Here is a 24,192-nt window from a genome sequence, read left to right as displayed (position 1 = left end):
TGGACGGTGGCACGGTTAGGCTCGCTGGCGTCGTAGCGCTTCGTTTGAGCAGTGGCGACACGCCTCTTTCCGGCGTTCTGATGCTGATCGGTATCGGCCTGATCGCGATACCGCTGAGCTCGCGCCGGCGCCTTGCCCTGGCGCTGATCGCGGCGCTGGCAATGACCGCGGGAATCGCCGGGTGCGGTGGGAGCAGCAGCAGTAAGCCGGGAATAGCAGGAACTTCCACCCAAGCGGTAACCGCGGTGGCCGTCACAGCTCCCTCGGGGCCTGTGGGTGTCAGCGGCCTGCCAGCCTCGCTCGGCCAGGTTTCCGTCTTGTGAGGATGGTAGCGAAGCCGGTAGCCGAAGAGCTGGATGCGACAGTTTAGCGGGTGCGGATCATTGGTTCGCTTCGGGCAATCGATCTCGGGGCGAACCAACCCATTACTAGGAAAATACTTCGGGAGTGTATGCATTTGGCCGGTCCAAATGCGTACACTCCCCAAGAAGAATGTGACATCAGGATGATGCGCATATGCCGAAGCCGGTCATATGGGTACTATCGACATTGTTTCTGCTGATTACTGGCACCATGGCTGCGGCGCAACAGCTCGTGCCGATCGCGGGCAACCATCTAAGCAATGTTCCTTTCGCACGGGAACTGGCAGCGGCTCAGGAGTTGCAGGGCGAAGTCCAGATGGCGCTCATCAATCGTGCGCAGTTGGCACAGCTTGAGGCTGATCTGCAGGATCGCGATTCGCCGCTTTACCATCAGTGGTTGACTCCCGAGCAGTTTGCCGAACGCTTTGGTCCCACGCCGGCGCAGATGGAGGCGGTTGCCGACTGGCTCAGCAGCGAAGGATTGCAAGTGACGGCGGTCGACCAGCTTCAGCGCGCAGTACGATTCACTGCCAGCTACTCGGCGATCAAGGCCGCTCTGCAAGTGAAAGTCGTGGGCGAGGGGACTCGCTATGCCAATCTCAATGATCCGATGGTGCCCGCCGACCTGGCGCCGACGATCGTTTCGATCGAAGGCCTGACCAACCGCGGAGGTCAACCGGTCAGCGGGGACAGTATCGTGTCAACCTGCAGCTCAATTGGCGGATGGGCGCCATGCAACGACGCGCCATCTTTTGGCCCCGCCGACCTATATACCTTCTATGATGAAACTCCCGTGCTACAGAGCGGTAATCTGGGAAGCGGCGGCGCTCAAAGTGCCAGCGATTGCATTGCGGTTATCGAAGGCGCCAGCATCAACACTGGTGCGCTCAGCCTGTTTACGAGCCAATTTGCCACGGCGCTGCCCTCGCCCGCGGTAATGCCGACGATTACCCTCAACCAGGCGCCTACGAGCACCGCGACGCCTGGATTGCCCGGCGACAACGAACCTTATCTGGATATCGAATGGGCTCACGCGGTTTCGCCAAACACCCCGATTCGTAATTACTACACAAACTCAAACGGATATTTGGGAGCGGTCGAACAGGCGGTCACCGAAAACCTGTGCGGGGCGATCAGCAGCAGTACCGAAGGCGGATGCGAGCCTGAGAGTACGGTTGTTGCCCTGGACGGCTGGGAAGCTCAGGCGGTGGCGCAGGGCCAGACCTTTTTCAAGTCTGCCGGCGACTTTGGCAGCAACTGGACCTGCGGTCAGATCCTGGCCACCCCCACGGCGGCACCGACCGCCGCCTTTCCCATGCCCACGGCGGTGATGCAAAAGAATTGCGGTACAAGTCCTTACCAAGATAGCAACGGCTACACATATCAGCCCAGCATCGACGAGGAGGCGGCCAGTCCCAATATTACCACGGTGGGCGGCACGCAGTTTCAACCTGCTTACAGTTCCCCTCCCGACCAAGTGGATATCAGCACGGTGAATCAGGGCCTGGAGGAGGCATGGAACGCCGAAGCCCAACCTTCAGCCACGCCGACGCCGGGAGCCGAGAACTGTCCGATCAAAGATTCCGGCGGCGGTGGTTACAGCCAGGTGTTCAACAAGCCGCCCTGGCAAAGCGGGCTAGGCGTGCCCAACGACGGCGCGCGCGATATTCCCGACGTCTCGATGGGAGCGAACGGAATGATTGCGGGAGCGCCGCCTAGCGCGGTGATGCCGGGGTTTTTTGTCGCCACCTTGCAAGGGCCGAACTCTCGGTTCAACACTTGTTCGCCCAACAACCAGCCCTGCTTCACGCTAACCGCAGGCACCTCGATCGCCACGCCGATGTGGGCTGGAATCTCCCGGCTCATCGCCCAAGCTCAAGGCGTGACCCGCCTGGGAAATATCAACAACCGTCTTTATGAATTGGCCGCGGTGGAATACACCCATCCCGGCTCGAACCTGGGCTTGCACGACGTCACTAGCGGCAACAACGGCGACGGTGGAATCCCAGGCTACAGCGCCGGTCCGGGATACGACCTGGCCACGGGCTTGGGCTCGCCCGATATCGCGAAATTGGTGGCCGCTTTCCCAGGTGCTGAAGCCACCTTCAATCCGGCCAATACCACGGTTAACGCCGGAGCAAGCGCGGGTGCCGGATCCTTTACGGTCTTCAACACCACCAGCGGGCCGCTTACGTTGAATTCGGTGACGATCGATCTCTCCCTGCCCGCCATCTTTTTGCAGCTCACGTTGACCGCGACAGTGGGCAGTGGCGCCCCACTGGTCACAGTCGCCGCGTCCCAAGCGAGCACCGTATTTTCCTTCTCGACTCCGCCTACGATTCCCTCTGGCGGCTCGGTCACGCTGATGCTCACGGGCTCAACTGGCGCTTTGGCTGGGGCAGGATGGACTACGGCCGGCGAAGGCGCCGAGGGTGGTCCGGGCACGTTCGTCGCGCTGTGGCTGGCATGCCTCACGTTGGCACTCGCGGCGAGCCTGCGTTCGGGTAGCCACCGGCGGAGCGCCTATGTGCTGAGCTGCGCGATGCTGCTAAGTGGGCTCGCTTTCGCAGTCATCGATTGCAGCAGCAGTGGCGGAAGCAGCGGGCCTTCGCCCAGCGCCAGCGCGATACCCAGCGTCACGCCGACTCCCGGCCAAAGCCAGACCTCGGGCCAGATGGTCCCTCAGGGCGGCATAAGCATGGCTGACGGCCAGGGCGGAATAGTCGAAGTTTCTGGTATGCCGGGGAAACTGGGTACGGTGACCGTGCAATATTAGCGCGTACAACGGTACTGGTAACGCGCCTTGAGGGCGGGCGTCGTGATGCGATCCGGCACACGACGCCCTTTCAGAGAATGGAAAGCCACCGCGCCGAAGGCCGCTCCCTGCTGGCCTGGGCAGCCGGGCCGCTCAAGCTAAACCGCACGCGAGGTTACTTGCGAGCTGGCGGAGGACGGGGGGCTGCCGTTCCGGACGCCTGGAAGGTTGCGAGTCTCGCGCCATCTCTTAGCTCAAAGTGGGTGGCGGCTCGCAGCTCGGCCAGAACATCTTCGAGGTGGGTTTCGGCCAGCGAGGGACGAATCAGATCGGCCTGCGCCAGCATCTGCGCGGGCGCGGTGTGGGCGATCACGGGCACTCCCATCCCTAGGCTATGTGGACGGCTTCGATGCCGGCCGGGATGTCCTCGACTACCAGAGATTGCCGCGCTTGTATTTTTGCTCCCAGGCGCTGACTGAGCCGCGTCAGCGCGCGCAGAAAAACGCTCATTACCGTGCCCCGAAAAGCACCCCGCCATTTTCGCGGGCGCGGACCGAGCTGGTGCCGGCGGATTGTCGGCTAAGAGCGCGAAGTGGCGAAGGCGGGCGCGACCTCTTCGATGAAGCGGGCCATCTCTTCGCGGACCTGGTTATGAGGCTTCAGACCCACACCGAAGTAAAGGATGATCTCGTCGAAGCCCAGCTCCGCCATTTCCTTGAGGGTCAGGGTAATCTGTTCGGAGTTGCCCAAAAGCATCGTTTGCGAATCCAGATCCTCGGCTCGCCGATTGCGCATTTGGGCCTTGAATTCCTGAAAGTAGGCGTAGCTCTTGGGCCTGGTGTTTTCGTCCCCGGGCGACACCGCGGCGGTGCATTCCCGCGCGTAGCGCAATTGGCGCTCGCGCGCCGCGCGCTCCTGCTCGGGGGTGTCGGCGAAATGGATAAAATAGCTGGATACCAGGCGTCCAGGCGGCTTGTGGTTGCGGGCGCAGGCCTCGCGGTAATAGCGTGCGGCTTCGCCCACGCCGCCCAACGTGATGTTGGCGGCAAAGGTCGCGAGCACCAGTCCGAAGCCGTAGCGTGCGGCCAGCTCGATGGTGGGATGCGAAAAGGAAGCCAGATGAATCGGAATGGGTCGCTGGATTGGTTTGGGCGTAATCGAAATGTTATCGAAATTATAATACTTGCCGTGATGCGACACCGGCTCCGCTTGCGACCACAGTCGGTGAACGATGTCTACGCCTTCAGCGAAGGCCGTCACGTTGTCGTCAAACGGCGCGTTTAGAGGCAGGTATTCGCCGCGGTCGTAGCCGCGCCCCGTGGCGAAGTCCACTCGCCCGCCGCTGAGCAGGTCCAGCGTGGCCCATTGCTCCGCGACTCGGATCGGATGGTGCAGCGGCAGGACGTTGACGGCGGGGGCCAGGCGGATGTGCCGGGTTCGCGCGGCGATGTAGGCCAGCGCCAGGTCGGGGCAAGAGAGCACGCCCAGGGAATTGAAGTGGTGTTCGCCGATCCAGGCCGAATTGTACCCCAGCGACTCAGCATAGATCGCTTCGTCCACCAGGTCCAAGATACACTGGTTGGCGCTGCGCTCGTTGTTGAAGTAGTGATTATCGCTCAAGGTGAAATAGCCGAATTTCATTTTGCCTCGCTCGCCCCGACGGGCCCTTGACCACTTGCCCTATGCGCCAGGCAGGCTAGCACACTTGCGGCCCAGGGCGTTTACACCCGCGTCCGCGTGTTTGCCCTGGTGAGGCGAGCTTTGTTCGGCCCGTGGGCTTTGAACCCGCGACCCCGGCCTGAGGGTGCGATTGTCAGCCGTGTTTGAAGCCCCTGGAAAATCGGAACGAATTGAACAAAGTGTCGATATCGCCACGCTTCCGGCGCTTGGCATGTTTCAAGAAAAGAAGCCTTGCGCGCTCTCGAACATGCAGTATGATTGCGCCAGCGAAGAAGAATGGGCTGCTCCAAAGACAAGGGTCAGTCCTAAAGCCGGGGATGCCGAGAGGCACGAATAATGAAATCCCATACAGTGAAGCACTCCGCCGTTGTCGTGGCATTCGTGTTACTCCTGTGCAGCCCCCTCCGATTGCGAGCGCAAGGTCTCGGCAACCTGGTACCTAAGGTGGGGCAGGCAACTTCCGCGCTCACCGGTAATCAGCAGTCGTTAGCGAACAAGGCGCTATGCTCGGCGCTGGGTAGCCAGGTTTCGAATCCCGCCTCCGCCGGCCCCTCGCTTTTAAGCAGCCCGAGAGTTATGTCGGTTGCGGCGTCTTCGTTTGCGGGCAGCACCAAACTTCCGCTACCCGGTGCCATCGAGCTGCTCAAAGGCTACGTGGCGGAGCACGCCACCGATATCCTGGCCTCGTGCGCGGTCAGCAACGCCACGGGCGGACTAACCAACAAGATTCCGGGAGCCAGTGAGATGCCCTCGATGCCGAAATATTGAGTAACGAGTCTTGGTAGTCCAGTTCTGCGGCGACTGGTCGGAATGCTACAGCTGGAAACAGGATCAACCGGAGCATCGTAAAAGCGCGCGAATCCTTTGCGCTTTCTGACCGCGATCAGCAATAAGAGGAGACCGGTTATGTCTATTAGCCTTTCGCGTCGCGCGGCAGCGGAATTCATCGGGACGTTCTGGCTGGTGCTCGGCGGATGCGGGACCGCGGTCCTGGCCGCGGGCTTTCCCCACCTGGGCGTGGGTTTCGTCGGCGTGGCACTGGCTTTCGGGCTCACGCTGCTGACAATGGCCTTCGCGATCGGGCATATTTCCGGATGCCACATCAATCCCGCCGTGAGCTTCGGACTGTGGGCCGGTGGCCGCTTTCCCGGCAGCGAGTTAGCGCCCTACGTGATTGCCCAGGTGCTCGGCGCGATCCTCGCCGCCGCGGTGCTCTATGTTATCGCCAGCGGCGCGCCTAGCTTCAGCCTGGGCGGGGGGTTCGCGGCCAACGGCTATGGTGCCCACTCGCCCGGTGGTTACCCGTTGCTGTCGTGCGCGGTCTGTGAAATCACGATGACGCTGATCTTTCTGTTCGTGATCATGGGGGCGACCGACGTGCGCGTTCCTGCGGGCTTCGCGCCGATTCCCATTGGCTTGGTTCTGACCTTAATCCATCTGATCAGTATTCCGGTAACCAATACTTCGGTGAATCCAGCCCGCAGCACCGGACCCGCGCTGTTCGCAGGGGGGTGGGCGATTGGGCAGCTCTGGCTGTTTTGGCTCGCGCCGATCGTGGGCGCGATGCTGGGCGGCCTGCTCTATCGCTGGCTGATGCAGGAAGAAGCCACCGCGGTGGCGCCGGTGGTAGCGCCAATTGGCGTGGCACGCTAAAGCCCGCTCCGCCACGTCCGCTTACTTCTTCGGCGTGATGTCGCTTCGCGGGTTGAGGTTGGCGATATGGCCGCTTTCCGTTCCCGCTTTCGGATCGATCACGCAATTGATCAGCGCCGGCTTCCCCGACGCCAGCGAAGCGATAAGGGCCGTTGCCAGTCCCCGCGGCTCAACCACGTAATGGCCGGTGCCGCCGAAGGCTTCGATGATTTTCTCGTAATGAGCCTGTTGCATGAGGACGGTGGGCGCGGGGTCGCTGCCGCCGGCGCGATTGACGTCGTCGCCGCGATAGATGCCGCCGTTGTTGAAAACTATCACAACTATGGGTAGTCGATATCGACAAATTGTTTCTATTTCCATGGCGCTGAAGCCAAAGGCGCTGTCGCCTTCGATCGCCACGACCGGCTTGCCGCTGGTCACCGCCGCGCCCACGGCGTAGCCCATGCCGATACCCATCACGCCCCAGGTTCCGCTATCCAGGCGTTTGCGCGGCAGGCGCATGTCGATGACATTGCGCGCGATGTCCAGCGTATTGGCTCCTTCGTTGACCAGGTAGACGTCGGGCTTGTCGGCCAGTACCCCTCGGATCGCCCCCAGGGCGCTATAAAAGTCCATCGGCGAGGGATTGGCGGACAGGCGGGTCATCATTCGCTCCACGTTGACTGCCCTGCGCTGCGCGAGCTGCTCCAGCCATGAAGCGCTGAACCTTAATCGATCGGGTTTGAATGCCGCCAGCAAGGCAGTTAGCGAAGAGCCGATGTCTCCCACTACCGGCGCGGCAATCGCGCGGTTGCTGTCGATTTCCGCCGGCAGGATGTCGAGCTGAATGAACTGGGCGCTTGCAGACCATTGCGGGCTCTTGCCGTGCCCCAATAACCAATTCAGTCGCGCGCCGATCAACATCACCACGTCGGCCTGGGCCAGAGCAAAGGATCGGGCGGCGGCGGCTGATTGCGGATGGTCGTCGGGCAGTAGGCCTTTGGCCATGGACATCGGCAGAAACGGGATGCCGCTGGTTTCGACAAAGGCTTTGATTTCGCGGTCGGCTTGCGCATATGCGGCGCCTTTGCCCAGAACGATTAGTGGTCGCTGGGCCTGGCCGAGCAGTTCCAGCGCGCGCGCGATCGCTTCGGAAGATGGGATGTGCCGCGGCGCGGGGTCGACCACCTTTATCAGCGAGCGCGCGCCGATCTGCGCATCGAGCGGCGCGCTCAAGACGCTGGCGGGAAGGTCGAGATAGACGCCACCCGGACGTCCCGACACGGCGGCACGGATCGCGCGCGCAAGACCAACGCCGAGATCCTCCGGCCGGTTGACCCGGTATGCGGCTTTGGCATAGGGCTTGGCCGCGTTCATCTGATCAAGCTCCTCGTAGTCGCCTTGCTGGAGATCGACGATGGCGCGGTCGCTTGAGCCGCTGATTTGGATCATCGGGAAACAGTTGGTAGTGGCATTGGCCAGGGCCACCATCGCGTTGAGGAAACCGGGCGCGGAGACCGTAAGACAGATCCCGGGTTTTTGGCTCAAAAAGCCCGAAATTGCCGCGGCGTGGCCGGCGGATTGTTCGTGGCGGAAGCCGATATAACGGACGCCTTCAGCCTGTGCCAGTCGGGCCAGATCGGTCACCGGAATGCCGGCGACGCCGTAAATCGTCTCGAGGCCGTTAAGCTTCATGGCGTCGATGATGAGGTGAAAGCCGTTGGTCAAAGAAGAGGGAGCCGTTTCATTGGACATTGCAAGCGCCTTTTTTAAAAGATTTTAGCGGCGCACGCTCGGGCCGCAATGAACGTCTGGTCGGCGGGGACCTCGGCGAACCGGCGGGCCATTTAGATGATTTTATCGCGGCGCATGGTGGCGATCTGTTCCGCGCCGTAGCCCAGCTTCGTCAAGACCTCGTCGTTATGCTCGCCCAGCAGTGGGGCGCCCGTAATCGTGGGCTTGAAGTCGGAAAATTTGATCGGGCTGCCGACCGTGAGGTATTTGCCGCGCAACTCCTCGTCCACCTCGACCACGCTGCCGCTGGCGCGTAGAGCGGGATCGTTGGCGATTTCCTTCATCGAGAGGACCGGGGCGCAAGGCACGGCAAATTTACGCAAAATCTCGACTGCTTCGAACTTGCTCTTATTCGCCAGCCACTGCTCAATCTCGGCGAAAATTTCCATGAGGTGAGACTGGCGCGCGCGGGCAGTAGCGTAGGCGGGATCGGCGGCCCATTGCGGTTTGCCCACGGCCTGGCAGGTCGGCCCCCAATTCTGTTCTTGGATTGTGAAATAGATATAAGCGTTGGGATCGGTTTCCCACCCCTTGCACTTAAGGATCCAGCCCGGCTGCCCGCCGCCGCCGGCGTTGCCGCCACGTGGTACCACGTCGGTGAACTTTCCATTGGGGTACTGCGGGTACTCTTCCAGATAGCCGACGTGATCCGGCCGTTCCTGATCCCGCAACTTGACCCGACACAGATTGAGCACGGCGTCCTGCATCGAGACCGCCACCTTCTGGCCTCGGCCCGTCTTGGCGCGGCCGATCAGCGCGGTTAGGATGCCGATCGCCAAATGCATGCCGGTGTTGCTATCGCCCAGCGCAGCCCCGCTGATGGTCGGTGGACCATCCCAAAACCCAGTGGTCGAGGCTGCCCCTCCCGCGCATTGAGCCACGTTTTCATAGACCTTGAGGTCGGCGTAGGGCGAGTCCTCGGCCCTTGATCGATCCGAAGATGATCCGCGGGTTGAGTTGCTGGATGTGCTCCCAGGTAAAGCCCATTCGATCCAACGCGCCGGGCGCGAAATTTCGACCAAGACGTCGGCTTCGCGGATAAGCTGTTCCAAAATAGCCTTACCCTCGGGCGTCTTGGTATTGAGGCTCAGGGACTTTTTGTTGCTGTTGAGCATCGTGAAGTACAGTGCGTCCAAATTAGGTACGTCCCGCAGTTAGCGGCGGGTAACGTCTCCAACGCCGGGCCGCTCGACCTTGAGCACCTCGGCCCCGAACCAAGCCAGCAACTGCGTGCAGGCCGGCCCGGCCTGTACGCCGGTGAAGTCGATAATTTTGATGCCTTCCAAGGGCAGCGCCATGCTCTAACGCTCCTGTTTGCCGGGCAAAATGTAATTTGGCTCGCTGGTCTTCTCGATCTGTACGCCGGTCCGCGACGCTGGCGCAAGCATCACGATCTGTTCGCCCCAATCGTTATATTCGCTTGCCGCATCTAAGATGTGCCGCGTCCAGTGAGAACCGTCGTTCGACCACGGCCTTGAATGAGCAGCGCAGGTAGCTCAACCCGGACGCTGACTTGGCGGAAGTGGGTGGCCCAGAGTTTACAACTCAAAACCGGCCTTGAGCGCATCCTGATGGAACATTTTGACGGTATCCAGCGAGTATTCCTCGAGATCGCGGCCGATCAAGCTGAGTTTCTGCAGCATGTCATGGGTGATCGTAATGATATGGCATCCAATGGCGTCAGCCTGAAAAAGGTTGAGCAGCTCGCGCGGGCTGGCCCATATCAACTCGATATTGGGAAAAGCCTTGAGGAATTCCACCGCCTCGCGCATCACGGGCACCGGGTCACGGCCGGTGTCAGCGATCCGCCCGGCAAAGACCGAGATGTAGGCGGCTGGCGAATGCTTGAGGGCTGGTGCGATATGCTTGACCTGATCGAGAGTCAGGAGGGCGGTAAGGTTGAGTTTGATGCGCCGAGAGGCCAGCCGTTCCACCAACTCGCGGCTGGTGGCGGCGCGGGTGTTGGTAATGGGAATTTTGACGTAAACGTTGTCTCCCCAAGTGGCGATCTCCCGCGCCTGCCGTTCCATCTCCTCGAACTCGTCGGAGAAAACCTCGAAGGAGATCGGCCGATCCGTTACCACCCGCAGGATTTCCTTGGCGAAAGCGCGGTAATCGGCCACGCCAGCTTTGCGCATTAAGGTCGGGTTGGTGGTGAAACCGCGGACCCAGGGCTGGCGATAGAGCTCCAATATCCCGGCCTTTTCCGCGCCGTCGGCGAAAATCTTGACCCTGAGTTCGGCTAAATGCTTCATCTTTCCAAACCCCTGCTCAGTATCCAGTTTGCCGCCTCGATCAGCGACCCGGCGCGATAGTCTGGGGACGGTGGTCGCGCTTCCTCATATCCGTAGTCGATGAATACCGTGCGACAGCCGGCCCGCCGTCCGGCCTCGATATCCCGCCATCGATCACCCACCATGAAGCTTGCTGCCAAGTCGATATGCCATTTTGCCGCCGCCGCGTGAAGCATCCCTGGTCGCGGTTTGCGACATTCGCATTCGTCGCGATCGTCGTGGTAGCAGGTTCGTAGCTCGTCAACCGGCAAGTACTCCTTCAGCCGCCGATTGATCGCGTCAACGACTTCGCGCGCCATCAAGCCTCGTCTGACGTCGGGCTGGTTGGTAACAACCACCAGCAGGTAGCCGGCCTGCTTGAGCTGCTGGCAGGCTTGAACCACGCCCCCCAGTATCTCAAGCTCGGCCAAGGTTGAAATCGCCGCCGGCTTGCCATCGCGCACCAAGGTACGAATCAAGACTCCGTCACGATCCAGGAACACGGCGGGTCTGCGGGCTTCTCCTTGGTCAGTCAACTTGGCCCTATCTGACCTTGTATAATGCAGATCTGTCCCACGGGCGGGTAGGCCACCGAAATTATCAGAGGATTGCTTTACAGAGCAAGCACCGGCTCAGCCACGCCACGATAGGGATTTTCATCAGGAGCGGCGAGAAAGAGTATGCAATGGCCGGAGACGTCCGCCGGTCGAGCCTTAGGCTGGCTGATCCGGTTTGATGCGCATTTCTGAAACAGCGTCTCAATTTGCGCAACTCCGACATGCCAGCCACCAACAAGCTCGATTTGCCGCAGCTTCGCCGCTATTAGGTTTGGCCTCGGCCACTGGAGCCTAGGAACTTAAATCTGGCTGAAGAGCGGTTGGCGTTGCTGGATGTGGGCCATTGGAGCTTCTCGCCGTTAGGGCGGACGCTTGTCGAAACTGCTGTTTTTTTGGCAGTAACCCTTGGCAAATCGGTGCTGAAGCTGCAGCAGGTGTTATGCCGCTGCCGCTGCCGCAGCCGCGAAGAGCGCTTGGCCAACCGTCCTTGGGTGGCGAGATGCCGAAGAAATTGCGGAGCTGCAACCTCCTCACCTCGAGAGTCATTGTCAAATGTCGCGGATCGGCTGGTCATGATTAGGCGGCCTCCTGGGGTTGATTTTTGCTCGAACAGGCTAGGCTGGTAGCCTGCCAGAACGGATTCCATCCACGAATTTTTCGCGGGCAGGGACCAGCGGCAGGTGATGGCCGTCCGAGCGCCGCCAGCGCCGCTGGTTTCATGTAGAGCAGTTTGAAGGCCATCAAGGATCCCCTTGGTTCTCGAGCCGGCACCCCTGGCCGCCCGCTCTCGCAGCCGCACGATAGCAAACCGCGACTCGATGGCATTGGTGGTGCGCAGATGCTTCCAGTGCTCGGTCGGGTAGTAGAAGAAAGTCACTAGGCGCTTCCAGTGGGCGCTCAGTGACTCTACCGCCTTGGGATACTTGGCCTGATATTCAGCCTGGAAGCGCGACTTCGTGGTCTCCGCACCACGCGCGCCGCTCGGCGTACGTCAAACCCCACCCCTGACCCGGCGCGCGGCAAGCCCGCCGTTGGGGGCGGGGAAGGATAGCGCGGACGGCATAGCAGTATTTGATTTTTTTGGCGGTTATTTTTTAAATCAGGGATATAATTCCCGCCATGCGGCGTCTCCAAGCCTTCAAGTACGAACTCATGCCGGCCGGGGAACAGCGGCGCCGGATGTGCCGCTTCGCCGGATCGTGCCGGTTCGTCCACAACAAGGCCCTGGCGTTGCAGAAGGAAAGCTACCGGCAAGGTGGGAAGAAACTCGGCTATGCCGGGCTGTGCAAGCTGCTCACCCAGTGGCGCAACAGCCCGGATACCGCGTGGCTGGCCGATGCCCCCGTCCATCCGCTGCAACAGACGCTCAAAGATTTGGAGCGGGCCTACGCCAATTTTTTCGCCAAGCGGGCCGACTTCCCGCGCTTTAGGAAGAAAGGCCGGCACGACAGCTTCCGCTATCCCGACCCGAAACAGATCAAGCTCGATCAGGGCAACCGCCGTGTCTTTCTGCCTAAGCTCGGCTGGCTATTCTACCGCAACAGCCGCGATGTCCTGGGCACGGTCAAAAACGTCACCGTGAGCTGGTCGGGCGACAAGTGGTTCGTATCGATCCAGACCGAGCGGGAGGTGGAACCGCCAACACCGCGAGGCGACGCGGTTGGCATCGACATGGGAGTGGTTCGCTTCGCCACGCTCTCGAATGGCAAGTTCCATGCGCCTCTTAACAGCTTCAAGCGGCACCAGGACCGGCTGCGCAAGGCGCAGCGGGCCATGAGCCGTAAGATAAAGTTCAGCGGCAACTGGAAGAAGGAGAAATCGCGTATCCAGAAGATTCATGCTCGCATCGGCAATGCTCGCCGCGACTTCCTGCACAAGACCTCGACCATGATCAGCAAAAACCACGCGATCGTGTGTATCGAGGATTTGCGGGTGCGGAACATGTCCAAGTCGGCGGCAGGAACGCTCGATGCGCCAGGCAAAAATGTTCGGGCCAAGTCCGGCCTGAACAAATCCATCCTCGATCAAGGCTGGTTCGAGTTTCGCCGCCAACTGGAATACAAGCTGGCGTGGGCTGGGGGATGGCTGGTCGCCGTCCCGCCGCAGAACACCAGCCTCGCCTGCCCACGTTGCGGTCATGTGTCGGCGGACAACCGGCGGACTCAAGCCCGGTTCGAGTGCCGGCAATGCGGCTTTGAGGAACACGCCGATGTGGTCGGGGCAATAAATGTTCTAAGGGCGGGACACGCCCGGTTCGCCTGTGAAGTGAGCGGCGCATCAAGGCCGCCAGCAGCAGGAACCCACCGAAGCGACTCGGGAGCGGCCCTATGCGCCTGAGCGCGGTAGGAATCCCCGGCCTTCAGACCGGGGAGGATGTCAAGAGCCTTGAGATTGCCGTAAAAAAAAACATTGGGCGTGGCAGCAATTACGTCAAAAGGACATAGATAAAGCGATGAGTGGACAGACGCGAGTGCTGGTTGCCGGTGCCGGCGGTTTTATCGGGCATCATCTGACAAAACTGCTGGTTGGCAAAGGCTTCTGGGTGCGAGGCGTGGATGTGAAGCTGCCCGAATATGAACCGAGCGATGCCCACGAGTTCGAGCTGCTTGATCTGCGGCGATGGGCCGAATGTCTGCAGGCCACCCGGGGGGTTGAGCAGGTCTACAATCTGGCAGCCAACATGGGTGGAATTGGCTTTATCGAGGCCAACAAGGCGGTGATCATGCATGACAACGTACTGATCAACGTCCATATGCTAGAGGCCGCGCGGCTCAACGGGGTCAACAAGTATTTCTACTCCTCCTCGGCCTGCATTTATCCCGGCTATCTGCAGAAAGAGGCCGCGGTGGTGCCGCTCAAGGAGTCTGACGCCTATCCCGCCGACCCCGAAGATGGCTATGGCTGGGAGAAGCTCTATTCCGAGCGGCAATGCCGCCATTACCTGGAGGACTACGGTCTCAGCACCCACGTCGCCCGCTTTCACAATATCTTTGGTCCCTTGGGCACTTACGACGGAGGGCGGGAAAAATCCCCGGCCGCGATTTGCCGCAAGGTGGCGTTGGCCGCCGACGGCGACGAGATAGAGGTCTGGGGCGATGGCGAGCAGACCCGTTCGTATTGCTATGTGGGAGACTGCGTGGAGGGTATCTTTCGTCTGCTTAACTCTGATTGTCACCAGCCACTGAACCTGGGTACCGATTACTTGGTCACGATTAATCAACTGGTCGAGATCGTCGCCCGAATCGCGGGCAAGCGGATTCGCCGCCGCCACGATTTGAGCAAGCCCCAAGGAGTCCGCGGACGCAACGCCGACCTCACCCTCATGAAGCAAGTGTTGAAGTGGGAGCCGCGCACCTCACTAGAGCAGGGACTGAGCGTGACTTACCGCTGGATCGAGCAGGAACTGCGCAAAGCCGGTCGTTTGGACTAAGGCTCGTTCTAGCTCGATTGCGCCGCTCGGCTCGCCCCGACCGCCATCACGGTGCTGTGCTGATTGGCCTCTCGGATATTCGATTGCCCTCCAAAAGTTATGCTTGAATCCGTTGGTCTGCTTAGAGATGGCCGTCCTGACCCTTGTGAGTAGGCAGGCTGTCGCGGATCGGCTGTAGCGCGGCTGCCATCTGTCCGGCCAGCGCCGCTAGATCGGCCGTAGTCGCCAACGGTCCCGCCGCCGGCAACAGCCTGGCCAGCGCCGCCAGCAGCTTGACCGTGGGCTCCAGCGCCTTGATCAGTGCCCGTGCCTCAACGATCAGCGCCTGCACCGGCTCATGATCCTGGCGGGCCTGCTTCGTGCGGTCGTCTAATGGGCTCGCCGCGGCGGCAATCCTAAAGTTCGTTTAAGATAATCCGCCGCGTCATCTCCACCGCCGCGGCGCCTTCCTTTATTCCGGTCGCTTGTCCCAAGTTTAGTGTGAACCTGCGATGGCGGTAGGTGTTCACAACGTTAGGCGGCATTATCCCCATTAACAACTTGGTCTTGATTAGTACGGTCTGGACCATCTACAGGTCGTGGTAATCGAGGATGCGGCGGAAGCTCTTCTCGGCGCTCCAGGCACGCGGTTGCCGCCCAGCGCTTGACCATGGCGTTATTGCGGCAGTGGGCTACCCGCTCCAGTCCTGCGGCGCGCCGCCGAATTGGGATTTTCGATAATATTGGTGCTTCGCACCGCCTGGCGCAGCGATGGAGATGGTCCCAGGTGGGACTTGGGTCTACGCTCCAAACGATCCGACCACAAAAAAGCGGCAAATGTTTGGATCGCGGTACTTTTTGTCGCTTTTATGACACAGTAGGCACGACGGGATATCTGGTGCTGGCGAAACGCCGGCGAAAATATTCCAGAGTCTCGCCCAGGCCTGCCGCAAGAGTCGTCTGCGGCTTCCATCCCAGTTCGTGCTGCGCCCGCACAGCGTCGATTACGGAGCGTCGCTGCTCACCGGGCCTAGTCTGAGCATGCCGCGGGGCCTCGCGGCTGCTCACCATTGTTGCGATCATCGCATAGAGCTGATTGACGCTGGTTTCGGTGCCTGTGCCAATATTGAAGCTGCCGCTGATATTGCGTTCAAGCGCCGCCAAATTGGCTTGCACAACGTCGCCCACGTAAACGTAATCGCGGGTTTGCTCGCCATCGCCATAGATCGTGCAGGGCTGGCCGGTCAGCAGGCGGCCGCAGAAAACCGCGACCACGCCAGCCTCGCCATGTGGATCCTGGCGCGGGCCGTAGACGTTGGCATAGCGCAGCGCAATAAATTGTATGCCATACTCGGCCTGATAGAAATACAGATAATTCTCGGTGGCAAGCTTGGTGACTCCGTAGGGACTAAGCGGATGACAGGGATGGCTTTCATCGCATGGATATTGTTGCTGCTCGCCATATATGGCGCCACCGGTAGAGGCAAAAACGATCCGCTTAACCGCATGCTTGCGCGCTGCCTCCATCAGATTGAGCATCCCCACCAGATTTACCTGAGCGTCGAAGGTGGGCTCGGCCACTGAGCGGCGCACGTCCATCTGCGCGGCTAGATGGATAATCGCCCTGGGCCGTTCCTGCGCCATCACCGCCGCGACCTTTTCTTTCTCCAGCAAATCAACGTGATAAAAACGGGCTCCCGGATTGAGATTGGCGCGCTTGCCCGTGGACAGGTTGTCCAACACCGATACCTCGGCGCCTCGCACTACCAGCGCATCAACGATATGAGAACCAATAAAGCCGGCGCCGCCGGTGACTAAGATTTTCATGGTTCTGCTATGTTATTCTATCGAATCCTGCATATGATAGTGACCGATCCAAAACCCGAAAAGTATGCCAGCGAAAAGTTGAGAGAACGGCATCAGGTATGGTCCTCTGCAGAGCGATGAGGAGGACCGGGGAATGCCGAAGAAGGGGCACAGCGAGGAGCAGATCCTGGGCGCATTGCGGCAGGCGGAGAGCGAGACCAAGGTGAGCGAGATCTGCCGCGAGCACGGGATCAGCGACGCCACTTTTTACATCTGGAAGAAGAAGTACGCGGGGCTTGGTTTGAGTGAGTGGCGCGAGCTGCGACAACTGCGCGAGGAGAACGCGAAGCTCAAGCGCTTGGTCGCCGACCTCTCGCTTGATCGCCAGATTCTGCAGGAGATCGTGCAAAAAAAGCTGTAAAGCCCCGTCAGCGGCGCGCGCTCGGACATTGGACACAGGCAGTGTTCGCGCTGAGTGGACGGCGCGCGGCGGGGCTGGTGAAGATCACTCGAAAGACTCTAGTGTATCGGAGCCGACCGCCTTCCCAGGAGGGTTTGCGAATGCGGCTGCGCGAGCCGGCTCTACACCAAGGATGGGCTCACAGTGCGGACCAAGGTACGCAAGAAGCCGGCGCGGCGCTCGCGGATACCGATGCCGAGAGCAACGCGGCCCAATCAGAAGTGGAGCATGGACCTTCATGAGCGCAAAACTCCTTGATGGGCGCTGGTTCCGCGTACTGACGGTGATCGACCAGTTCGCCCGGGAATGCCTGGCGCTGGTCGCCGACAGCGCACTCAACACTCACCGCGTCGCGTTGGCGCTTTCGCAGGTGGGTCGCAGAGCGCGGAGTGCCGGAACCGATCACCGAGGACAACGGGAGCGAATTCGCGAGCAAGGCGATGGACGCGTGGAGCTGCCAGTACGGGGCACACCTCGAGTTCATCCGTCCAGGAAAGCCGATCGACAAGAGCGCACGGCTAGGCCAGCAAAACAAGTGCTGGCCGGCGCCGTGCAGAGCGCTGACTCCTCGGTCGCGGAGTCTGAGCAGCTTTTCGTCCCGCCCCCGCTGAATGTGAAGGGCGGGCCCGAAAAGCTGCCTGCAGACAGCACAGAACAGGCAGCAGAAAAGACCAACTTGCTAGAGACTGTCAATGGAGTATGTTGAGTGCGATGAACGCCGGCAATACCGGCACCAACCGACCACACCAGGCCGAAATCTCCACTACCGGTCGGTATACTTTCGCGGGGCGGGTCACATTTTGACGGTGTCCGGCGAGTACTCATCGAGATCGCGGCCGATCAGGCCGAGTTTCTACAGCATGTCATGGGTGATCGTAACGATGTGACATCCGAGCGTGTCGGCCTGAAGCAGGTTGAGCAGTTCGCGCGGGCTGGCCCAGAGCAGCTCGATATTGGGAAAAGCCTGGAGGAATTCCACGACTTCGCGCATCAAGGGCACCGGATCGCGGCCGGTGTCTGCAATCCGGCCCGCAAAGACAGGGATGCAGGCGGTGGGCGAATGTCTCAGCGCGGGGGCGATGTGTTTGATCTGCTCCAGGGTGAGCAGTGCGGTTAGATTCAGCTTGATTTGCCGGTCGGCCAGCCGTTTGCCAACTCATTGCAGGACGCGCCGCGGGTGTTGGTAATCGGAATCTTGACGTAAACATTCGTCTTCTGCCGTTCCACTTCCTCGAAATCGTCGGAGAAGACCTCGAAAGAGATCGGACGGTCGGCGACCACCTGCAGGATTTCCTTAGCGAAGGCGTGCGTTAGTCGGCCACTCCAGCCTTGCGCATCAAGGTCGGCTTGGTGGTAGTGAAGCCGCTGGTCCAGGACTGGCAATAAAGCTCGGATATCCCGCTTTTCCCGCGCCATCAGCGAAGATTTTTACTTCAGCTCGGCCAAATGCCTCATCTTTCAATTGCCCCGCGCAATATCCAATTTGCCGCCTCCGCCAGCGACCGAGCGCGATAGTCCGGGCGGGGCGGCTGCGCCTCCTCATACCCGTTGTCGATAAAGACCGTGCGGCAGCCGGCTCGTTGTCCGGCTTCGATATCCCGCCATCGGTCACCCACCATGAAACTGGCGGCCAAGTCGATATGCCATTTTGCGGCCGCCGCGAGAAGCATCCCCGGTCGCGGTTTGCGACAGTCACAATCGTCGCGATCATCATGGTAGCAGGTTCGCAGCTCGTCCACGGGCAGGCGCTCGCTCAGAAGTTGGTTGGTAGCCTCGACTGTTTCGCGTGCCATCAAGCCCCGACTTACGTCGGGCTGGTTGGTGACCACTACCAGCAGAAAGCCGGCCTGCTTCAGCCGGTCGCAGGCTTGTGCCACGCCGTCGAGGATCTCGACCTCAGCCAGCGTGGAAACCGACACCGGTTTGCCCTCACGCACCAAGGTGCGAATCAAGACTCCGTCGCGATCCAGGAACACTGCGCGTTCGGGGGCCTTTCCCTGATCGAGCAAGTTGGTGATCTTGCCTTGCATAATGCCATTGTCCCATGGCGAGATGGAATGCAAAAACTATCAGAAGATTGCTTTATCGGACAAGCAACACCGAGTCGTGTCTGGACCAAATGGGCAGATGAGCATTAGCGCAGCTACGGCAGCGCGAAGGCGCAAAGCAGAATAGCCAGCAGAGCCGGCGTTGCCGTTCATCGATACCGTCGGCTCGCCGGGAGCCGAAATAAAAAGGCCGCGGCTAGCGCGAACAGGACCGCCCCAAGCAAGTAGCAGCCATCCACTGCGTGTGCAGTCAAAAGCGGCCAGCTATGGGCCAGACGGCAGTGGAGCATCCGTGCGCACAGCCGAAACAGGTTGATGACGTAGGCCAGCGCCACCGCCGCCGCGATGAACAGCAGCTCGCCACTGGCTCGCAGACCCAGTAGCCCCATCGCCGCCTTGCCACGCAAGCCGTAGCCCGGCCGGATGAATATCCCGATTTCGTTGCGATAGAAGAGCAGGTTGAGCGTCGCGCCAATGAGCGGTGTGTGCAGCCAAGCGGCAAACTCGCGCGCGATCTTGGCGTCGAACCGCTGCAGGGGCAAATCCACCAGCGCGATGAAGAAACTGGGCAACGGGTCACGAACAGAATGAGCAGCAGTGGGAAGGCAGCCTCGCGCAAGGTGGCAAAACCGCCCAGCAGGATCACGGCGCCGCTGGCATACAGCCACAGCAACGGTCCAATGGGGTACAGATTCGGCCCCGTTCCGCGAATAGTACTAGCTCGGGCGAAAGACGTAGGTTGGCGCCAGGCAGCACCATCAGAAGCAGGCCTCAGATACTGCCAAGGCGAAAATCCTCGCCCCGGCAGACGCCATCCAAGCTCCACGCTGGCCGGAATCACCAAAGCGACGCCAATATCTGCCGTTCTTGCACCGCCGTTTCGCCACACCCGGACAACAGCTGATCGTCGCCATGACCCAATTGCTGGCTCAGCACTTCGATTTGCGCAGTGACGATAGACTCGTGCTCTTTGTCAAAATGCCCCTGTATCACTTGGCTCTCGCGATCTTCGGCTCCCACGGCACGCAGTCCGTCACCGGCCGCCCGCGATCGCGGCTGCCTTTGCGGATCACCGATCCCTCCAGGGTCCGTACGCCGGCCCGTACCACGCCCATTACCCCGGGTCCGGCCACTCGCAATCGCACCGTCGTAGTCCGCGTGATGGTGGCCGTGAACCACTGGCCGCACGCCCATCGCTTCGCGGCCAAATCGTCGAGAGCGGCGAAGCGGTGCTGATGGCAGCTCGGCGCCTCGTGACAGACCAGCACGTCGGCACGCTGCTCCCATAGCCGCTCCGAGTCCTCTCCCACCAGCTGCTGCCGATACGGGCTTTCCCGCTCATGCCGGGTATCGTGCAGCCATTCATCTCGATTGTGCCAGCGTGGGGTTTGCGCGTCGCGCGGCGCACCTGGGTCGGGCATCCACCGCTTGCCGCGAAAGATCCCGTCCAACCCGGCAACGCGCATCCCAGCAATCCCGACCACCTGGCCGTTTAAACAGCACTCGGCGAGATTAGACTGGAACAGATTGCGGTACCAATCAGCCTGGTCGGAATCGTGATTGCCTGGAATCCACCAGGTCTCGATGCCGGCTTTGGTCAGCGCTCGATCTGACCGTCGTCCTCCCCGGTGGGTGGCGGACCAATGCCGTTTCGCTCAGCGGCGGCTGCGGCCCGATAACCGGTAGTCCCGGCAGGCGACTCTATATAGTCGTCCAGTGCGCCCCAGCTCCTCCAGTCGGCGCTCGGTCGCGATATTGCGATCGCTCATCAGGCCGCAATAAACCCGCTTGGGAAGCCCACGGGCGATAGCGATCGCATCGGGCACCCGTTCCAAGACTCGCTGGGCTCGCACGATGCGCTGGCTTATGTTCTTGACAGATAGGATTCGGAGTAAGCGAGACATTGCGGCGGTGACGATCATCGCCAGCGGCAACACCACCTCGGGGTCACCCCCGAGGTGGGCGACCATGGACCTGGCCAGCAGCAAATAGACCGAAACCTGGTGCAGCGCCGCCCCCAGGCTTATTGGGTCATTGGGTCGGCCAAGCCCATCGACTAGCGGGAACGATTTCATCTCGCCGGCGTTGCAGCTGTCCGCCGATTCGGGCCGCCAGCGCGTCGGCCTCGAACCAGGCCGGTACTGCGCCGGTGGTGGCATCGAGCACGCCGCCATCGATCAGGTTGGGTGCCTTTGTTATGCCTCGGCTCCGTTGGCAAAGGTCTCTCTCCTGGTTACGGGTTACAGGTGCGAACGTTGTGGGCATGAATGGGTTCCGCGTGTTAAGGAGCGCGAGCCCAGGATTTGTCCACAGTGTAAAAGCCCTTATGGAACGTTCCTCGAAAGCGCAGGTTCAAGCGCTAGCGCCCTCGAAAGCGTGCGCGCACGCTTCACAACTGTGCCACCAGCTTCTTGGATTTGGCCCGGTTACAGCGCCGGCACAGGGTCTGCAGGTTCAGCTCCTGGGTCTGGCCACCCCGGCTGACGGGTACGATGTGATCAATTTCCAGATTGCTCGACCTGCCGCATTTGCGGCAGCGCCCCCCGTCGCGCACTAACACGGTCGCACGCATGCTGTCGGGGACGTGCCGGCTGGCAAGCCGGTCTTGCCAGGAAGGTTTTTCCACCCCTCTAAATTGGATGAAATCGCCCAGTGCTCCCAGGTCAACGGGCTCGGTTGCTCCGATCATCCGTTCCAGCTTGACCGGAGCGCTGGGCAGACAATTGTTCATCCGCGCGGCCAGCAACAGCAGGCAGAGCAGGTGCGCCTTGTGGGCATCCGGGAGCTGACGGAAACGAGCGTCGTTCAAAAGCTCGTATGGCAACCTGATTTCCCGACGCGTGCGCTCGAACTGACGGAAATTGCAAAAGCTAAAAAACTCTTCCATGGCGGATAACCTTTTTAATATTAATCCCAAATATAATAAAGAAATCAAGAAAAATTTTTTACTTGGTTTAAAAGTATCACTAGAATTGTCAGAAAAGTCACGGAGATGCACAAACTTGTTGTCCAAAATAGATCGGCCCGCGGCTGAAAAGATCTGGACCTACACGATTGTATGCTCCGAAATCGGCCCGAGTCGGTGCGCGGGCGCTCGAGCGCCGAGCCGCTGACGGGTACGGTTATGATAAAGTTGAAATATTTGTCAGCAGGATGTATGCCTTGCGCAAGCTGCCTGCGGCTGGCTCTTGCCGCCGTAAGCGATACCCGGCGGGGCGCGGTCCTTTCTTTTCGACCGAGGCAATTTCCAACGAATTTGTCCTATTTTTTGGGCAACTAGCGCGCGGTTGCTCGTAAGCGTTTGATCCGGTTGGCCAAGGGTGGCATTAAAAATTAGAGATATTTGATTCGGAAGGACATCAGATGGCCAAACGCGGGCGCCCTCGAAAACATCATCCCCTACCGGAAACCGAGATCTTAAAAACGATCGAAACTTTCGCGCACCGCAAGCGCGGTCGGCCTCGCAAACACCCTGTCGGGGTAGCCGACCTGGCGGATCGATCGAGAGGCCCCCAAGATTCCGAGCTCGATAGCTCCGTCGCGCGCGCCGAGCAGCAGCCGGAAAGCGCGAATTCACTGGAGCGCAGCTTTGACCTGGACCGGGTCGTCGAAAGGGAAACCCAGGCGGAAATACGACAAGCTCAAGATATTTTGCGGCGAGCCGACAAGCACCGAAGCGACAGGATAGTGCTTCAGAACCATATACTCGGCGAGTGGGTCCGGCGCGCCATGAAAGAGGATCCCGAGTTTGGCCGGCGCGTGATGACCGGCCTGGATGAGGTCATAACCGACGAACGCAGGCGGAAAATTTTAGGCCTGCCGCCAAGTCGACCGCGCGCCAGGGACAGCTCGGGGTAGATCGCAAGACCGTGAGGCGGTGGCTGCGCATCGGGGGATGGCAGCCGCGGCAAAGTCAGGTCCGGCCAAGCGCGGTCGGAAGCGGCCGCTCGGCGGGCCGAAGCTGCCACCATCAGGACCAATTCCTGTCGTGGGTTCGAGGCATCCATCTACGCCGCCGACGCGATTGCCACCACTGATTTTGCCGGTACTCAGGCTGAGTCTTACGACGGCAAGATAAAAGCGATGTCAGCAAGCGGCCGATTTCTCTCACCTCATCAGCCGATTAGGTAAATGCGGCGCGGATGGCGTGCTCGCAGTTTTTTCGGGAAAACCGGACGGAATTAACCCCGATTTTGCGCACTGGCATCCTGATGCAGTCCGTCATGAGCAAATGCGGACGGCAAGTGGCCTGCCCCCCGAAAACACCCGCGTTTTGAGGTAGAGTCCGTCACGGCAAGGAGACGGACAGATGCGGCGGAGCAGGTTCAGCGAGGAGCAGATCATCGGAATTTTGCGCGAGCAGGAGGCGGGCGTGGCGACCAGCGAAGTGTGTCGGCGCCACGGGATCTCGGAGGCGACCTTTTACAAGTGGAAGGCCAAGTACGGCGGCATGGAGGTGTCGGACGCGAAGCGGCTCAAGGGGCTGGAGGATGAAAACCGCCGGCTCAAGAAGCTGCTCGCCGAGTCGATGCTCGACAACGCGGCGCTGAAGGACCTGCTGGGAAAAAACGGCTGAAGCCTGCGGCACGGCGGACGGCAGTGGCCCGGCTGATCGAGCGGCACGGGCTGAGCCAACGGCGCGCGTGCAGGCTGGTGGGGATCGACCATTCGACTTTACGCTATCGGTCCAAGCGTCCAGACGATGCGAGCCTTCGCAGGCGGCTGCGCGAGCTGGCGCAGGAGCGGCGGCGCTTCGGCTATCGCAGATTGGGCTGGTTGTTGGCGCGCGAGGGGCATTCGATGAATCACAAAAAGCTATACCGGCTTTACCGCGAGGAGCGGCTGATGGTGCGCCGGCGCGGCGGGCGCAAGCGCGCGCTGGGAACCCGCGCCCCGATGGAACTACCGCACGCCATCAATCAACGCTGGAGCCTCGACTTCGTGTCCGACACGCTGGCCGCCGCTTCCGCATTCTGTGCATCGTCGATGACTTCAGCCGCGAGTGCCTGGCCACCGTGGTCGATACCTCACTGAGCGGAGTACGCGTGGTGCGCGAGCTGGAACGGCTCTCCCTCGAACGAGCCACGCCCAGGACCATCGTCAGCGACAACGGAACCGAACTCACCAGCGTGGCAGTGCTCAGGCGGGCGACCGACCGCGTCGGCTGGCATTACATCCAGCCGGGCAAGCCGGTGCAGAACGCATTTATCGAGAGCTTCAACAGCAGGCTGCGCGACGAGTGCCTAAACGAGCACGTGTTCACGAACTTGGCCGAGGCCCGAGCGATCATCGAAGCGTGGCGCCACGATTACAACTGCTGCCGCCCGCATTCGAGCCTGGGCGCGTTGACGCCGAGAGAGTTTGCAGACCGGCAAGGGGCCGGGCCGCTTGAGCAAGTTTGGGGCTCCGCGGCCCG

Annotated in this window: 23 protein-coding genes and 3 pseudogenes; 11 read left to right on the top strand and 15 right to left on the bottom strand. The window is 60.7% G+C overall.

What is annotated here, in order from left to right; genetic code table 11:
• The 3 genes from VKV28_07125 to VKV28_07115 all read left to right on the top strand — a co-directional run.
• Positions 1–323: hypothetical protein (locus VKV28_07125; GenBank protein HLH76561.1), on the top strand; the 323-nt coding region annotated here is incomplete at its 5' end.
• A 193-nt stretch (positions 324–516) separates the two neighbouring features.
• Positions 517–3,138, top strand: coding sequence for a S53 family serine peptidase (locus tag VKV28_07120; protein HLH76560.1), 2,622 nt, complete (start codon positions 517–519; stop codon positions 3,136–3,138).
• Between the two features lie 238 nt (positions 3,139–3,376).
• Positions 3,377–3,508 (top strand): hypothetical protein, encoded by a 132-nt coding sequence (locus VKV28_07115; GenBank protein HLH76559.1) that lies wholly within the window; start codon positions 3,377–3,379, stop codon positions 3,506–3,508.
• 188 nt (positions 3,509–3,696) lie between these two features.
• Here VKV28_07115 and VKV28_07110 read toward each other — a convergent pair whose 3' ends face one another.
• Complete coding sequence (locus VKV28_07110; protein ID HLH76558.1) at positions 3,697–4,758, bottom strand: LLM class flavin-dependent oxidoreductase; 1,062 nt, start codon at positions 4,756–4,758, stop codon at positions 3,697–3,699.
• 615 nt (positions 4,759–5,373) lie between these two features.
• Between VKV28_07110 and VKV28_07105 the strand changes: the two genes are divergently transcribed.
• Positions 5,374–5,565: a hypothetical protein gene (locus VKV28_07105; protein ID HLH76557.1), complete on the top strand. Its 192-nt coding sequence runs from the start codon at positions 5,374–5,376 to the stop codon at positions 5,563–5,565.
• Between the two features lie 138 nt (positions 5,566–5,703).
• Positions 5,704–6,450 carry an aquaporin Z gene (aqpZ, locus tag VKV28_07100; GenBank protein HLH76556.1) on the top strand — a complete coding sequence of 249 codons (747 nt, stop codon included), beginning with the start codon at positions 5,704–5,706 and terminating at the stop codon, positions 6,448–6,450.
• 21 nt (positions 6,451–6,471) lie between these two features.
• Here the strand turns inward: aqpZ and oxc are convergent, their stop codons facing one another.
• The 5 genes and pseudogenes from oxc to VKV28_07075 all read right to left on the bottom strand — a co-directional run bounded on the left by oxc (position 6,472) and on the right by VKV28_07075 (position 12,008).
• Positions 6,472–8,184 (bottom strand): oxalyl-CoA decarboxylase, encoded by a 1,713-nt coding sequence (oxc, locus tag VKV28_07095; protein HLH76555.1) that lies wholly within the window; start codon positions 8,182–8,184, stop codon positions 6,472–6,474.
• Between the two features lie 92 nt (positions 8,185–8,276).
• Positions 8,277–9,521: pseudogene (frc, locus tag VKV28_07090) on the bottom strand (formyl-CoA transferase).
• A 240-nt stretch (positions 9,522–9,761) separates the two neighbouring features.
• Positions 9,762–10,478 (bottom strand): transaldolase, encoded by a 717-nt coding sequence (locus VKV28_07085; GenBank protein ID HLH76554.1) that lies wholly within the window; start codon positions 10,476–10,478, stop codon positions 9,762–9,764.
• Positions 10,475–11,032, bottom strand: a complete 558-nt coding sequence (locus VKV28_07080; protein HLH76553.1) for an HAD family hydrolase — start codon at positions 11,030–11,032, stop codon at positions 10,475–10,477. The genes VKV28_07085 and VKV28_07080 overlap by 4 nt, the downstream gene beginning before the upstream one ends.
• An 808-nt stretch (positions 11,033–11,840) precedes the next feature.
• A pseudogene (locus VKV28_07075) lies at positions 11,841–12,008 on the bottom strand (transposase).
• Between the two features lie 164 nt (positions 12,009–12,172).
• Here VKV28_07075 and VKV28_07070 point away from each other — a divergent pair.
• Both VKV28_07070 and VKV28_07065 read left to right on the top strand, forming a co-directional pair.
• Complete coding sequence (locus tag VKV28_07070) at positions 12,173–13,390, top strand: transposase (GenBank protein ID HLH76552.1); 1,218 nt, start codon at positions 12,173–12,175, stop codon at positions 13,388–13,390.
• A gap of 115 nt (positions 13,391–13,505) precedes the next feature.
• Positions 13,506–14,483, top strand: a complete 978-nt coding sequence (locus VKV28_07065; GenBank protein ID HLH76551.1) for an NAD-dependent epimerase/dehydratase family protein — start codon at positions 13,506–13,508, stop codon at positions 14,481–14,483.
• A 121-nt stretch (positions 14,484–14,604) separates the two neighbouring features.
• On the opposite strand, the gene VKV28_07060 is transcribed toward VKV28_07065, so the two are convergent.
• Together VKV28_07060 and VKV28_07055 are read right to left on the bottom strand one after the other, a co-directional pair.
• On the bottom strand, positions 14,605–14,814 hold the full coding sequence (locus VKV28_07060) for a hypothetical protein (GenBank protein HLH76550.1): 210 nt from the start codon (positions 14,812–14,814) through the stop codon (positions 14,605–14,607).
• Between the two features lie 515 nt (positions 14,815–15,329).
• Positions 15,330–16,289, bottom strand: coding sequence for an NAD-dependent epimerase/dehydratase family protein (locus VKV28_07055; protein ID HLH76549.1), 960 nt, complete (start codon positions 16,287–16,289; stop codon positions 15,330–15,332).
• Positions 16,290–16,422: 133 nt separating this feature from the next.
• On the opposite strand from VKV28_07055, the gene VKV28_07050 reads away from it, so the two are divergent.
• Both VKV28_07050 and VKV28_07045 read left to right on the top strand, forming a co-directional pair.
• Positions 16,423–16,689: a transposase gene (locus VKV28_07050; GenBank protein HLH76548.1), complete on the top strand. Its 267-nt coding sequence runs from the start codon at positions 16,423–16,425 to the stop codon at positions 16,687–16,689.
• Positions 16,690–16,966: 277 nt separating this feature from the next.
• Positions 16,967–17,434, top strand: a complete 468-nt coding sequence (locus VKV28_07045; GenBank protein HLH76547.1) for a hypothetical protein — start codon at positions 16,967–16,969, stop codon at positions 17,432–17,434.
• A gap of 147 nt (positions 17,435–17,581) precedes the next feature.
• Here VKV28_07045 and VKV28_07040 read toward each other — a convergent pair whose 3' ends face one another.
• The 7 genes from VKV28_07040 to VKV28_07010 form a co-directional block, all read right to left on the bottom strand.
• Complete coding sequence (locus VKV28_07040) at positions 17,582–17,818, bottom strand: transaldolase family protein (GenBank protein HLH76546.1); 237 nt, start codon at positions 17,816–17,818, stop codon at positions 17,582–17,584.
• Between the two features lie 29 nt (positions 17,819–17,847).
• Positions 17,848–18,144, bottom strand: a complete 297-nt coding sequence (locus VKV28_07035) for a hypothetical protein (protein ID HLH76545.1) — start codon at positions 18,142–18,144, stop codon at positions 17,848–17,850.
• A gap of 35 nt (positions 18,145–18,179) precedes the next feature.
• A complete protein-coding gene (locus VKV28_07030) occupies positions 18,180–18,758 on the bottom strand; it encodes an HAD-IIIA family hydrolase (GenBank protein ID HLH76544.1) in 579 nt (192 codons plus the stop codon).
• Positions 18,759–18,925: 167 nt separating this feature from the next.
• Complete coding sequence (locus VKV28_07025) at positions 18,926–19,348, bottom strand: hypothetical protein (GenBank protein HLH76543.1); 423 nt, start codon at positions 19,346–19,348, stop codon at positions 18,926–18,928.
• A 417-nt stretch (positions 19,349–19,765) separates the two neighbouring features.
• Positions 19,766–20,242, bottom strand: coding sequence for a hypothetical protein (locus VKV28_07020; protein HLH76542.1), 477 nt, complete (start codon positions 20,240–20,242; stop codon positions 19,766–19,768).
• 189 nt (positions 20,243–20,431) lie between these two features.
• Positions 20,432–20,851 carry a hypothetical protein gene (locus tag VKV28_07015; protein HLH76541.1) on the bottom strand — a complete coding sequence of 140 codons (420 nt, stop codon included), beginning with the start codon at positions 20,849–20,851 and terminating at the stop codon, positions 20,432–20,434.
• A 314-nt stretch (positions 20,852–21,165) separates the two neighbouring features.
• Positions 21,166–21,789: an HNH endonuclease signature motif containing protein gene (locus VKV28_07010; protein ID HLH76540.1), complete on the bottom strand. Its 624-nt coding sequence runs from the start codon at positions 21,787–21,789 to the stop codon at positions 21,166–21,168.
• A gap of 350 nt (positions 21,790–22,139) precedes the next feature.
• On the opposite strand from VKV28_07010, the gene VKV28_07005 reads away from it, so the two are divergent.
• Together VKV28_07005 and VKV28_07000 are read left to right on the top strand one after the other, a co-directional pair.
• Entirely contained in the window at positions 22,140–22,634 is a 495-nt protein-coding gene (locus VKV28_07005; GenBank protein ID HLH76539.1) for a hypothetical protein, read from the top strand.
• 451 nt (positions 22,635–23,085) lie between these two features.
• Positions 23,086–24,192, top strand: a pseudogene (locus VKV28_07000) (IS3 family transposase).

It is taken from the genome of Candidatus Binataceae bacterium (assembly GCA_035294265.1).
Classification (GTDB): Bacteria; Desulfobacterota; Binatia; order Binatales; family Binataceae; genus DATGLK01.
Note: the sequence above shows the minus strand (reverse complement) of the source record. Positions and strands in the feature narration are given on the sequence as shown.

Bases quoted from the DNA above. Each gene is read 5' to 3' on its own strand.
- VKV28_07085 (HLH76554.1), bottom strand. From the start codon at position 10,478: ATGAAGCATTTAGCCGAACTCAGGGTCAAGATTTTCGCCGACGGCGCG.
- VKV28_07120 (HLH76560.1), top strand. From the start codon at position 517: ATGCCGAAGCCGGTCATATGGGTACTATCGACATTGTTTCTGCTGATT.
- VKV28_07110 (HLH76558.1), bottom strand. From the start codon at position 4,758: ATGAAATTCGGCTATTTCACCTTGAGCGATAATCACTACTTCAACAAC.
- VKV28_07020 (HLH76542.1), bottom strand. From the start codon at position 20,242: ATGCGCGTTGCCGGGTTGGACGGGATCTTTCGCGGCAAGCGGTGGATG.
- VKV28_07005 (HLH76539.1), top strand. From the start codon at position 22,140: ATGGCCAAACGCGGGCGCCCTCGAAAACATCATCCCCTACCGGAAACC.
- oxc (HLH76555.1), bottom strand. From the start codon at position 8,184: ATGTCCAATGAAACGGCTCCCTCTTCTTTGACCAACGGCTTTCACCTC.
- VKV28_07050 (HLH76548.1), top strand. From the start codon at position 16,423: ATGCCGAAGAAGGGGCACAGCGAGGAGCAGATCCTGGGCGCATTGCGG.
- VKV28_07015 (HLH76541.1), bottom strand. From the start codon at position 20,851: ATGAAATCGTTCCCGCTAGTCGATGGGCTTGGCCGACCCAATGACCCA.
- VKV28_07045 (HLH76547.1), top strand. From the start codon at position 16,967: ATGAGCGCAAAACTCCTTGATGGGCGCTGGTTCCGCGTACTGACGGTG.
- VKV28_07070 (HLH76552.1), top strand. From the start codon at position 12,173: ATGCGGCGTCTCCAAGCCTTCAAGTACGAACTCATGCCGGCCGGGGAA.
- VKV28_07055 (HLH76549.1), bottom strand. From the start codon at position 16,289: ATGAAAATCTTAGTCACCGGCGGCGCCGGCTTTATTGGTTCTCATATC.
- VKV28_07105 (HLH76557.1), top strand. From the start codon at position 5,374: ATGTCGGTTGCGGCGTCTTCGTTTGCGGGCAGCACCAAACTTCCGCTA.
- VKV28_07035 (HLH76545.1), bottom strand. From the start codon at position 18,144: ATGGCGCGGGAAAAGCGGGATATCCGAGCTTTATTGCCAGTCCTGGAC.
- VKV28_07030 (HLH76544.1), bottom strand. From the start codon at position 18,758: ATGCAAGGCAAGATCACCAACTTGCTCGATCAGGGAAAGGCCCCCGAA.
- aqpZ (HLH76556.1), top strand. From the start codon at position 5,704: ATGTCTATTAGCCTTTCGCGTCGCGCGGCAGCGGAATTCATCGGGACG.
- VKV28_07065 (HLH76551.1), top strand. From the start codon at position 13,506: ATGAGTGGACAGACGCGAGTGCTGGTTGCCGGTGCCGGCGGTTTTATC.